This window comes from Accumulibacter sp. (assembly GCF_016789985.1).
Lineage (GTDB): Bacteria > Pseudomonadota > Gammaproteobacteria > Burkholderiales > Rhodocyclaceae > Accumulibacter.
In genome coordinates this window covers 1-11,139 of the sequence record NZ_JAEUOL010000184.1, presented here as the reverse complement: position 1 = coordinate 11,139, position 11,139 = coordinate 1, and the positions used below count along the sequence as shown (strand labels likewise).

Annotated in this window: 11 protein-coding genes and 1 pseudogene; 8 read left to right on the top strand and 4 right to left on the bottom strand. The window is 65.9% G+C overall.

Annotation, left to right across the window (positions count from 1 at the left end):
- The 5 genes and pseudogenes from pyrG to ftsB all read left to right on the top strand — a co-directional run.
- Positions 1-690, top strand: a pseudogene (pyrG, locus tag JNK99_RS11020) (CTP synthetase); the annotation flags it as partial.
- On the top strand, positions 687-1,523 hold the full coding sequence (kdsA, locus tag JNK99_RS11015) for a 3-deoxy-8-phosphooctulonate synthase (protein WP_291852803.1): 837 nt from the start codon (positions 687-689) through the stop codon (positions 1,521-1,523). The pseudogene pyrG and the gene kdsA, both read left to right, overlap by 4 nt.
- Positions 1,523-1,819 (top strand): DUF1330 domain-containing protein, encoded by a 297-nt coding sequence (locus tag JNK99_RS11010; RefSeq protein ID WP_291852800.1) that lies wholly within the window; start codon positions 1,523-1,525, stop codon positions 1,817-1,819. The genes kdsA and JNK99_RS11010 overlap by 1 nt, the downstream gene beginning before the upstream one ends.
- A gap of 22 nt (positions 1,820-1,841) precedes the next feature.
- The gene (gene eno, locus JNK99_RS11005) at positions 1,842-3,125 is read left to right on the top strand and encodes a phosphopyruvate hydratase (protein WP_291852797.1); all 1,284 of its coding nucleotides are present in this window, start codon (positions 1,842-1,844) and stop codon (positions 3,123-3,125) included.
- 23 nt (positions 3,126-3,148) lie between these two features.
- Positions 3,149-3,538 carry a cell division protein FtsB gene (gene ftsB / locus JNK99_RS11000; RefSeq protein WP_291852794.1) on the top strand — a complete coding sequence of 130 codons (390 nt, stop codon included), beginning with the start codon at positions 3,149-3,151 and terminating at the stop codon, positions 3,536-3,538.
- Positions 3,539-3,580: 42 nt separating this feature from the next.
- On the opposite strand, the gene JNK99_RS10995 is transcribed toward ftsB, so the two are convergent.
- Positions 3,581-4,285, bottom strand: coding sequence for an SIMPL domain-containing protein (locus tag JNK99_RS10995; protein ID WP_291852792.1), 705 nt, complete (start codon positions 4,283-4,285; stop codon positions 3,581-3,583).
- Between the two features lie 195 nt (positions 4,286-4,480).
- On the opposite strand from JNK99_RS10995, the gene JNK99_RS10990 reads away from it, so the two are divergent.
- The 3 genes from JNK99_RS10990 (at position 4,481) to JNK99_RS10980 (ending at position 7,648) form a co-directional block, all read left to right on the top strand.
- Positions 4,481-4,951, top strand: coding sequence for a peroxiredoxin (locus tag JNK99_RS10990; protein WP_291852789.1), 471 nt, complete (start codon positions 4,481-4,483; stop codon positions 4,949-4,951).
- Between the two features lie 2 nt (positions 4,952-4,953).
- Complete coding sequence (locus JNK99_RS10985; RefSeq protein ID WP_291852806.1) at positions 4,954-5,448, top strand: peptidylprolyl isomerase; 495 nt, start codon at positions 4,954-4,956, stop codon at positions 5,446-5,448.
- A 151-nt stretch (positions 5,449-5,599) separates the two neighbouring features.
- Positions 5,600-7,648 carry a nucleoside recognition domain-containing protein gene (locus JNK99_RS10980; protein WP_291852787.1) on the top strand — a complete coding sequence of 683 codons (2,049 nt, stop codon included), beginning with the start codon at positions 5,600-5,602 and terminating at the stop codon, positions 7,646-7,648.
- 45 nt (positions 7,649-7,693) lie between these two features.
- Here the strand turns inward: JNK99_RS10980 and JNK99_RS10975 are convergent, their stop codons facing one another.
- From JNK99_RS10975 to mutS, 3 genes are all read right to left on the bottom strand, one after another.
- A complete protein-coding gene (locus JNK99_RS10975) occupies positions 7,694-8,827 on the bottom strand; it encodes an ABC transporter substrate-binding protein (RefSeq protein ID WP_291852784.1) in 1,134 nt (377 codons plus the stop codon).
- Positions 8,828-8,918: 91 nt separating this feature from the next.
- On the bottom strand, positions 8,919-9,863 hold the full coding sequence (locus tag JNK99_RS10970; RefSeq protein ID WP_291852781.1) for a metallophosphoesterase family protein: 945 nt from the start codon (positions 9,861-9,863) through the stop codon (positions 8,919-8,921).
- Positions 9,860-11,139, bottom strand: a 1,280-nt coding sequence (gene mutS, locus JNK99_RS10965; protein WP_291852778.1) for a DNA mismatch repair protein MutS, incomplete at its 5' end; no start/stop codon positions are given. The genes JNK99_RS10970 and mutS, both read right to left, overlap by 4 nt.

Genomic DNA, 11,139 nt, shown 5'->3' with positions numbered 1-11,139 from the left:
CGCAGCAAGGTCCGGGTGAGCTACATCGACTCCGAGGAAATCGAGCGCAACGGCTGTCAGGTGCTGCAGGGCATGGATGCCATCCTGGTGCCGGGCGGTTTCGGCCGGCGCGGCACCGAGGGCAAGATCGCGGCGATCCGCCACGCCCGCGAGCAGCGCATTCCCTTCCTCGGCATCTGTCTCGGCATGCAACTGGCGGTCGTCGAATTCGCCCGTCACGTCGCCGGCATGGACGGCGCCCACAGTAGCGAGTTCGACCCGGCTTCGCCCTACCCGGTGATCGGTCTGATCACCGAGTGGCAGGATGCCTCGGGGCGGCTCGAACTGCGCGACGAGAATTCGGATCTGGGTGGCACGATGCGGCTGGGCGGTCAGGTCTGCCAGTTGAGCGAGGGCACGATGGCGCGGGCGATCTACGGCCGGGCGGAGATCATCGAGCGCCATCGCCACCGTTACGAGGTGAACAACCGGCTGCTCGGGGAACTGGAGCGGAGCGGGCTGGTGGTTTCCGGGCGGGCGCCGGTCACCCGGCTGTGCGAAATCGTCGAGCTGCCAAAGGACGGGGCGAACGCTCACCCGTGGTTTCTCGGTTGTCAGTTCCACCCGGAATTCACCTCGTCGCCGCGCAAGGGCCACCCGCTGTTCACCTCCTTCGTCCAGGCGGCGGCCGCCTGCCGGGCTCAGGCATGAAGCTCTGTCACTTCACGGCAGGTCTCGATCAGCCGCTGTTCCTGATCGCCGGTCCGTGCACCGCCGAGTCGCTCGATCTGTGCCTCGAGGTCGCCGGACAGATGCAGGAGGTCTGCGCTCGCCTGGGCATGCCGTACCTCTTCAAGGCGTCCTACGACAAGGCCAACCGCAGTTCGGGACGCTCGCCGCGCGGGCCGGGCATCGACGAAGGCCTGCACATGCTGGCGGAAGTGCGGCGGCAGATCGGCGTTCCGGTGCTGACCGACGTGCATCGCGAGCAGGACATCGCGGCCGTCGCCGCTGTCGTCGACGTGCTGCAGACGCCGGCCTTCCTCTGCCGACAGACCGATTTCATCCAGGCCGTTGCGGCGGCCGGCAAGCCGGTCAACATCAAGAAGGGGCAGTTTCTCGCCCCCGGCGACATGCGCCACGTGGTGAGCAAGGCGCGCGATGCGGCGGCCGGGGCCGACACGATCATGGTCTGTGAACGCGGCGTTTCCTTTGGCTACAACAACCTGGTCGCCGACATGCGCAGTCTGGCGATCATGCGCGAGAGCGGCTGCCCGGTGGTTTTCGACGCGACCCATTCGGTGCAGTTGCCGGGCGGGCAGGGCTCCGTCTCGGGTGGGCAGCGCGAATTCGTTCCCGTGCTGGCGCGGGCAGCGGTCGCCGTCGGCATTGCCGGTCTGTTCATGGAGACGCACCCGCGCCCCGAACTGGCCTGGTCGGACGGGCCGAACAGTTGGCCGCTCGCGCGCATGGCGGGCCTGCTGCAGACCCTGGTGGCGCTCGATCGCCTGGTCAAGGCTGGTCCTTGCCTGGAGACCGCCTGATGGCGGCCTATCTGCTGGCCGAAGCGAGAGTCGGCGATGCCGTGGCCTATGAGACCTACAAGCTTCTGGCGCAGGCGGCGATCGCCCGCTACGGCGGGCGCTACCTGGCGCGCGGCGGGCGCAGCGCGGTGCTCGAAGGCAACTGGACGCCGCCGCAACGTCTGGTGATCGTCGAGTTCGACTCGCTCGAACAGGTGAAGAGGTTTTATGATTCGCCCGAGTACCAGGCGGCGAGGGCCGCTCGCCAGGGGGTCGCGGAAATGAACATGCTGGTCGTCGAGGGATTGCCGCTTTAACATTTGAGATAAAGGAAAGACCATGAGCTCTGTCGTTGATGTCGTCGCCCGTGAAGTGCTTGATTCGCGCGGCAACCCTACCGTCGAATGCGACGTCCTGCTCGAATCCGGGGTCATGGGCCGTGCCGCGGTGCCGTCGGGCGCTTCGACCGGATCGCGTGAGGCCATCGAACTGCGCGATGGCGATACCGCCCGTTACCTCGGCAAGGGCGTTCTGCAGGCGGTCGAGAATGTGAATACCGAGATCTCGGAGGCGATCGTCGGGCTGGATGCTCAGGAACAGGCGTTCATCGACCAGACCCTGATCCATCTCGACGGGACCGACAACAAGGGGCGCCTGGGCGCCAACGCCATGCTCGCCGTGTCGATGGCGGTGGCCAAGGCCGCCGCCGAGGAGTCGGGCCTGCCGCTCTACCGCTACTTTGGCGGTTCCGGGCCGATGCAGATGCCGGTGCCGATGATGAACATCATCAATGGTGGCGAACATGCCAACAACAGCCTGGATTTCCAGGAGTTCATGATCCTGCCGGTGAGTCAGCGCTGTTTCCGTGAAGCGCTGCGTTGTGGCGCCGAGGTTTTTCATGCCCTCAAGAAACTGCTGCACAAGAAAGGTTTCTCCACCGCAGTGGGCGACGAGGGCGGTTTTGCACCCAATCTCGGCAGCCACGCCGAGGCCCTGCAACTGATCATCCAGGCGATCGAGAACGCCGGCTACGGGCCTGGTGACGATGTGCTGATCGGTCTCGACTGTGCCGCTTCGGAGCTTTACCGGGATGGCCGATACCATCTGGCTGGCGAGAACCTGCAGTTGAGCTCGCACGAACTGGTCGATTACCTGGCCAACCTGGCCGATCGCTTCCCGATCGTCTCGATCGAGGATGGCATGGCGGAAGGTGACTGGGACGGCTGGAAGGTGTTGACCGGCCGGCTCGGCAAGGGGGTGCAGATCGTCGGCGACGATGTCTTCGTCACCAACACGCGGATTTTCAAGGAAGGCATCAAGCAGGGCATCGGCAATTCGATCCTGATCAAGATCAACCAGATCGGCACCCTCTCCGAGACCTTCGCCGCCATCGAGATGGCCAAGCGGGCCGCCTACACGGCAGTCATTTCGCACCGCTCGGGCGAGACCGAAGACAGCACCATCGCCGACATCGCGGTCGGGATGAACGCGCTGCAGATCAAGACCGGTTCGCTGTCCCGTTCCGATCGCATCGCCAAGTACAACCAGTTGTTGCGCATCGAGGAGGATCTTGGCGACACGGCTGGCTACCCGGGTCGCGACGCCTTCTACAATCTGTCCTGACCGTCCTCGCTGTCTCCCCCGCTGTGCGCTGGCTCGCCATCGTCCTGCTGGTCGTCATCGTCCTGCTGCAGCATCCGCTGTGGCTGGGCAAGGGCGGCTGGTTGCGCGTCTGGGAGGTCGACCGGCAGTTGCAGGAGCAGAAGGAGACCAACCAGACCCTCGAACTGCGCAATGCGGGGCTCGACGCGGAAGTGCGCGACCTCAAACAGGGCTACGATGCAATCGAGGAGCGCGCGCGCTTCGAACTCGGCATGGTCAAGCAGGGCGAAGTCTTCGTGCAGATTCCCGACAAGCCGACCGGCGACAAGGCGCCGACGCCGCTGCCCCCCGTGAAGCCGGCCGGCACGCCCCCGCCGCCGCCGGGCAAGCCGGCGACCGCGGCGTCGGCCCCGGTCAGGCCGGCCAGACCCTAGCGAGGATCGCCGGGCGGGCCTGCCCGCCGTGCCCGGCGGCGCCTATTCGGTCAGTTCGATCTGGCCCGTGATGCTGATGCTGATCACGCTCTCCCCGGCTTCGACCGGCAGCAGCGCGCCTTCCGCCGCGACCGGGGCGGCTGCGCGCATGAGCGGCGGTCCCACTGGGCGAGCGCTGCTGTTGATCGACAGGTGCCTGATGCGGTAGGGTTTGCCCAGGGTGCCGGCAATTACCCCGGCGCGCGCCTTGAAGGCGGCAACGGCATCGACCATCGCCTCGTTCTCCGCCTGCTTTCTCGTCTCCGGTGCGGGCAGCATGCTCAGGCTGGCGATCCCCATGTTTGCCTGGAGCTTGCCGAGCAGTTCCGAGAGCGCCGCCGTATCGGCCGACTCGAGCGTCAGGTCCGAGCGCATGCGCCAGCCTTCGATCCGGTTGGTCTTGCCGTACACGGGATAGGTGTGCGTCGCCGCGTTCTGTACCCTGACGCCGGCGTATCCCTTGGCGGTCTTCAGTCCGTCGGCGATCAGGGCATTGACCCGCTTGCCGAGTTCGCCCGGTGTCGCGCCGCTGGCTTCGGCAAACACCGTGGCGCGCGCCAGATCGTTGGCTGCCGGCCGGCTGGCTTCGGCGGCGAGGTCTATCGTCGTCTTCTTGTCGGACGGGGCCGAGGGGGCGGCCGGCACCGGCGTGGCGAGCAGCAGGGCCAGCAGGAGCAGGGTTGGGCGGCTGGATGACAGGGCGTTCATGGCTTCTCCGGGTTTGCGGTGTGCGGTAGCGGGAGGGTATCCTGCCCGGCATCGGGTGGACGCGTGGCGCATGGAAAGGTTGATTGTAGCGGCATTCGGCGGCCTCTTTCCGGTAGTCAGATGCCGGAAGCTTGGTTAGAATCTGCTCCGCCCGCTCGCTTTCGTGCGCTCGGGAGGGGTCTTTGAGGGGGTACCATGCTGAAAGCAGGACAGGCAGCGCCAACGTTCGTCCTCCCCGATGCGGATATGGAACTCATCGATATCGCCCGGTTTCAGGGCAGGAACAATGTCATTCTCTTTTTCTATCCAAGAGATGACGCACCATGCTGTACCTTGCAGGCCACCGACTTCTCCGACCACGAAGATGAGTTCGCGCGATTCGACTGCCAGATCATCGGCATCAGCCGCGACGACTGCATCAAGCACGCCGAATTCCGCGACAAGCACGGCATCTCGGTGTGTCTCCTGTCCGATGCCGATGGCCTGGCGTGTGAACAGTACGGTGTCTGGCAGGCGAGAGAGGTGAATGGTGTCACGAAGTACGGCATCGTGCGCTCGACTTTTGTCATCGACAAACAAGGCGTTCTCCGGCTCGCGCTGTACGGGGTGAACGCCAAGGGCCACGCGCTGGAAATGCTGCGCGCGGTCAAGGAACTCAATTCATGAACATGCAAGTTGCCAAGAATACCGTCGTCACCCTCGACTACAGCGTCAGCGATTTCGATGGCGAACTGGTCGATCCCGGCCAGGAGCCGCTGATCTATCTGCACGGCGGCTACGACGACATCTTCCCGATGATCGAGGAGGCCGTGCAGGGCAGGCGAATCGGCGAGTCGGTGGTGGTCAGGATGCAGCCCGACGACGCCTTCGGCGAGTACGATGCGGCGCTCGTCCAGCTCGAACCGCGTAGCCAGTTTCCCGAGGAATTGCAGGTCGGCATGCAGTTCGAAGGCATCCCCGAGGGTGCCGACGAGGACGACGACGACGTTCTGGTCTATCGGGTGACCGAAATCGCCGGCGACAAGGTGGTGCTCGACGGCAACCATCCGCTGGCCGGCATGGCGCTGGTCTTCACCTGCACGGTAACCGCTGTCCGCCCGGCCACTGCCGAGGAAATCAGTCATGGCCATACGCACGAAGATGGTCATGACGACGAGGACTGAGCCGGTCGCCGGCGGCGGCTGGTAGGGCCGGGTTCTTGCCGCCATCTTGCCGCCAGGCGCGCCATCTGCGCCGTTGCCCCGGTTGGCAGCCGCCCCGCCCGGCCGGCTGCCGGGGCGGCTGTCCTGCCGGCATCGACCGACGGAGCGCGCCGTGAACGCCGGAATCTCGACCATCGTCCTGCCGCAACCGCTGCTGCGCGGCAAGCGGCGGGCACGCGTGGCGCTGGTGGGTCGCCGGCGTACCGGCAGGAGCAGCCTGTTTCTGGCCGCCTCGAGCACCTCGCCGCAGCACCGGAAACTGCTGCGCGACGGCGATGCCTACGACGAGTGCCTGGTCGACATCGGGTTGGAGCAACTGTCGCTGGTCGACCTGCCGGCGGTCGATTCGCTGCATTCGCTGAGCGAACGCGACGGCTTGCTGCTCAAGTATCTGCTCTGGGGCGACCGCTGGCCGCCGGTGGCTGCCCACGAAGCGGAACAGCCGGCCGTGCCCTTCAACCCGCCCGACGTGCTGATTCAGGTGGTCGATGCGACGGCACTGCCGCGCGACCTCGAACTGACGCTCGAACTGAGCCTGCTCGGCAAACCGCTGGTGATCGCCCTCAACCGGATCGATGAGGCGCGCCGCAAGGGGCTCTATGTCAACGCTCCGGCTCTTGCGGAACGGCTCGGGGTACCGGTTCTGCCGACCGTGGCGCACATGGGACTGGGCGTTACCGAGCTGTTTGCCGCCGCCCTTGCCGTGGCGCGCGACCGGACGCTCCCCCTCGCGCAGACGCCCAGCCCGCACATCGCCAGCGCCCTCGAGCCGCTGCGCGAACTACTCGACCAGCCGGCGGTCGAGGAAGCCTTCCGCGTCCCCCGCGCCTTCCTGCTCATGCAGTTGGCCGAGAACAACGACTACTTTCTGCAGGAGCTCGCTTGCCACCTGCCGCAACTGCTGCCCGCCGTGCTCGCCGCGCGCCGTGCCGCCGAGCGCCGCCTGCCGCGACCCTTGTCCGATGAACTGCATGCCGACCGGCACCATCGGGCGGCGCTTCTGTTCGAGAACGTCACCCGCTATGGTGGCGCAGCCGACGCCGGGCGCTGGCCGCGTTTGCTCGATGGCGTCTTCCTGCATCCACGCTGGGGACTGATCGGCAGCACGCTGGTTTTCGCGCTGGTCCTGCTGATGGTCTTCGAGGTCAGCACGACGCTCGATGCATGGACCGCTGCGCCGCTGGTCGAATGGGCACAACAGTGGCAGCCGGAGTCCACCGCCGGTGTCGTCGGCCGGGCGGTGGTCGACGGGCTGATCGGCCTGGTGGCGATCGTCATTCCCTACATGCTGCCGCTGGTGCTGCTGCTGGTGACGCTTGAAGAGTCGGGCATCATGCACCGGGTCGCTTTCGTCGTCGATCGCGGTTTTCACCACATCGGCCTGCACGGCGGGGTGGCCGCACCCTTTCTCGTCGGGCTCGGCTGCAATGTGCCGGCCATTTCGATGGTGGCGGCGACCAGTCACGGCAGGGACCGTATCGTTGCCACCCTGTTGCTGGCCTTCGTTCCGTGTTCGGCACGCTCGGCGATCATTCTCGCGATGGGCGGCAAGTATCTCGGCGGGCTGGGCGTCTTCGCCATCTTTGCGCTGACCTTTGTCGTCCTCACCGTGCTGGGCGGGCTGCTGGCCAGGCGCTATGCCAACGTCGCGGCGGGGCTGATCCTCGAGATTCCGCCTTATGTGCTGCCGCGCTGGCGGGCACTGCTGGCGAAAACCTGGGAGCGCACCAGCGACATCGTGACCATCGTCACGCCGCTGCTGGTGGCCGGCAGCGTCCTGCTGGCGCTGCTCGGCCACTTCGGCGCCGACGAGTGGATCAACTTCCTGCTCGCGCCGATTACCCACTGGTGGCTGGGATTGCCGGTGCTGCTCGGCGTGCCGATCCTGTTTGGTGTCCTGCGCAAGGAGCTGTCGTTGCTGATGGTCTATCAGGCGCTCGGCACGATGGAAATCGTTCCCTTGCTCGACCGGGTGCAGATCGCCACCTTCCTCGTCTTCATCACCTTCTATGTTCCCTGTGTGTCGACCTTCGCGGTGATGCTGAGAACCATCGGCGGGCGGCAGGCCGGGTTTTCGATCGGCCTCTCGGTGGGTGTCGCCCTGCTCATCGGCGGCGCCGTTCGCCTGCTCCTGGAGGTCTGGCGTGCCGCGTTCGCTTGAGTGGCGCGGCGGACGCCGCGTTGCCTGCAGCACCGCGCCAACCGGTCAGCGCAGCAGCTTGCCGCTGCGATTGAGAATGGTGATGTCCACATAGCGCGAGCCGGCGTGTCGCCTGGGCGAGAAACTGATGAAGACGCCGCCGGCGTCGTAGTTCGAGATTCCTTCCAGCGTGTCGCGCAGCTTGCGGCGCGTCGGGTTCGGGCCGGCCCGGCGCAGCGCTTCGACCAGTACCTTGGCGCCAAGGTAGCCCTCGACGAAGGTGTGATTGAGCGTCACGTCTTTCGGCCTGAACTTCGCGAAATGGCTCTGTACTTCACGGATCAGGGCAACGGTGTGGTTGTTCGGATCGGGAACGACCTGGGTGAGCGCCAGACCCTCGGCCTTGTCGGCCCCGATGCGCTGCACCACCTGGCCGGCGTCGGTCACCGACAGCGCGACATACTGGGCCAGATTGCCGGCTTCGCGTGACTGTTTCAGGAACTCGGCGCTGGCTGCCGTATTGGCGATCAGAATCACTGCCTGCGGTTCAGCGGCAGCGATGCTCTTCACCGAGGCGGCGACGTTGGTCGTGTTCTTTTCATAGGAACCCTTGGCGACCAGCGTGCCGCCGGCCTTCCTGACCGATTGTTCCGCACTTTGCAGCGCTCCCTGCCCAAAGGGGTCATCCTGATAGAGCACGGCGAAACGGGTATAGCCAGTGGTGGCGTACTGATCGGTGATCCTGTCGATTTCCTCGGCATAGCTGGCGCGCGTCATGAACAGGAAGGGGTCGTTCCTGCGCACCAGGGTTTCGGCGCCGGAGCGTACGGCGATCAGTGGAATGCCGGCTTCGGCAAGTACCTTCTGCTCGATCATCGCCTCGACGTTGCCGGTGCCGACGAATCCGATGAAGGCCAGCGGTTGCGACTGGCGGAGCATCTCGCGCGCCAAGCGCACCGTTTGCTCGGTCCTGTAGCCATCGTCGGCGGACACCAGATGAATCCTGGCGCCGTGAATGCCGCCCTCGGCGTTCACCGCGTCGAAATGGAGTTGCGCGCCGGCGCGCATGTGCGTGCCGGTCGGTGCCAGGGGACCGCTGAAGGCCGCAACCTGGCCGATGACGATGTCGGCGGCAGGCAGCGGTGCCGCAACGAAGAACAGCAAGGCCAGCACAACCCGCAGCCAGCAGATCAGCTTCATGATCAGTCCCTCCCGATGCGCCAAAGCCGTTTCGACAAAGCTTTTTAAGTCTAGGGCTTGCCCGCGTTCCTGTCGACCCGTTGATGCTTCGTCAGGGGCGGTTGGCGGGATAGGGGTGCACTTCGAAGCGGAAGAGTTGCGGTTGCTGGTCATCGACGATGACCTTCACCCAGCCCATGAAGGGGTAGCCGAAGGTTTCCAGCCGGGTGAAGTTGGTGAGTGGCTGCCTGGTCGTCGGGTGGCGCAGCGGCTGGTCGATGCGTTGCCAGTGGGTGTCGCCGTGGATCAGCAGAACCTGGCCGGGGAAGGCAATGGTTTCGGCGGTCAGCGTATCGAGCAGTTCCCGGAAGCCGGCGTGCGTCAGTCCCGCCGCATGGTGCTTGAAGGACGGATTGGCCTGCATGACGATGACCACGCCGGCAAGCTGCCCGTGACGCGCCCTGGCAAAGGCCTGGCGCAGCCAGTCGACGACCGACCGGTTGCGGACGAGAAACTCGTCACTCGGCGTGTTCTCCATGCCATAGTTGTTGTTGGGACCCGGCACGTTGAGCGACACGAAGAGCAGCGGACCGAGTTGCCAGCGCAGGTGCTCGGGGTGGCTGCCGGGCTGCTGCTCGACCGACAGCCTGCTCCGGCCGAGCGAGCGTGGCTCGGCGAAGAACAGCTCGCGCAGCTTCTGCAGTCGTTCGAGCGGGTCGAAGTTGCCGGCCACCAGTTGCCGGCAGTCGGTCCATTCATTGTCGCCGGGCACGTAGATCAGCGGCAGCGGCGAGGCATCGAGGAGATCGCGGCGCGCACGGAAGGTCTGGTCGCTGCACACCATCCGGCTGTCCTTGAAGTCGCCGGCGTGTACGATGAATGCCGGGTGCTGGGCGGCGATCTGGTCCAGCAGGCGCGGCAGCTGTGCCACCTCGTGGTCGTTGTACGGGGTGTCGCCGATCACCGCGAAGCGCCAGGTCTCGGCGTGCAGGGCGCAGGCCAGCAGCAGCCCGCTGACGGCGGCAAGGAGTTTCGGCAGCAGGGGGCGGGTATTCATTGGAGCAGGGATTTCAGTTCGTAGAGGGCGTCCAGCGCTTCGCGCGGGGTCAGTCGATCGGGATCGATCGAGAGCAGCCGGTCCACCGCCGGATGGGTCGCTGGCTCGCCTGCCTCGACGGCGCTCGACCAGGCGGCGGCGAAGAGATCCGGCTGCAACGGGTTGATCGAGGCGCGTTGTTCGAACTCGCGCAACTGCCGGCGGGCGGCCTTCAGCACGGCAGCCGGGATGCCGGCCAGCGCCGCGACCTGAATCCCGTAGCTCTGGTTGGCCGGCCCTTCCTCGACTGCGTGCAGGAAAACGATGCTCTGCCCGTGCTCGATGGCGTCGAGGTGCACATTGGCCAGCTCGGCGTACTCGTTGGCGAGCAGGGTCAGTTCGAAGTAGTGTGTGGCAAACAGCGTCAGGCTGCGGTTCTTCTCGATCAGGTGGCGACAGATGGCAAAAGCCAGCGCCATTCCGTCGAAGGTCGAGGTACCGCGCCCCACCTCGTCCATCAGCACCAGGCTGCGTTCGGTCGCGTGATGCAGAATGGCGGCGGATTCGGTCATCTCGACCATGAAGGTCGAGCGCCCGCCGGCCAGATCGTCGGCCGCGCCGATCCGGGTGAAGATCTGATCGAGCGGACCCAGCACGGCGCAGGTCGCCGGCACGTAGCTGCCGATGTGCGCGAGCAGAGCGATCAGGGCGGTCTGCCGCATGTAGGTCGATTTGCCACCCATGTTCGGGCCGGTGATCAGCAGCAGGCGCCGCTCGTCGGTCAGCCGGCAATCGTTGGCGATGAAGGTCTCGCCGCCGGCGAGCTGGCCCTCGACCACCGGATGCCGGCCGCCTTCGATCAGCAGGCCCGGCTCGGACGAGAACAGCGGTCGGCAATAATTGCGCAGTCGCGCGGTGTCGGCGAAACCGGTCAGCAGGTCGAGCTGGGCCACCGCCTGGGCGATCTGCTGCAGTTCGGCGAGCTCGTCCTGCAGCGCGGCGAGGACGCCGTCGTAGAGCTGCCGCTCGCGCGCCAGCGCGCGGTCCTGGGCCGACAGGGCCTTGTCCTCGAAGGCCTTGAGCTCGGGTGTCAGGTAACGTTCGGCATTCTTCAGCGTCTGCCGCCGGCGATAATCGTCCGGCACCTTGGCCGCATTGGCGTGGCTGACCTCGATGTAGAAGCCATGCACCCGGTTATATTCGACCTTCAGGTTGGCGATGCCCGTGCGCTCGCGTTCGCGTGCTTCGAGTGCGAGCAGGAAGGCACCGCAGTTGTCGTTGAGCGCGCGCAGTTCGT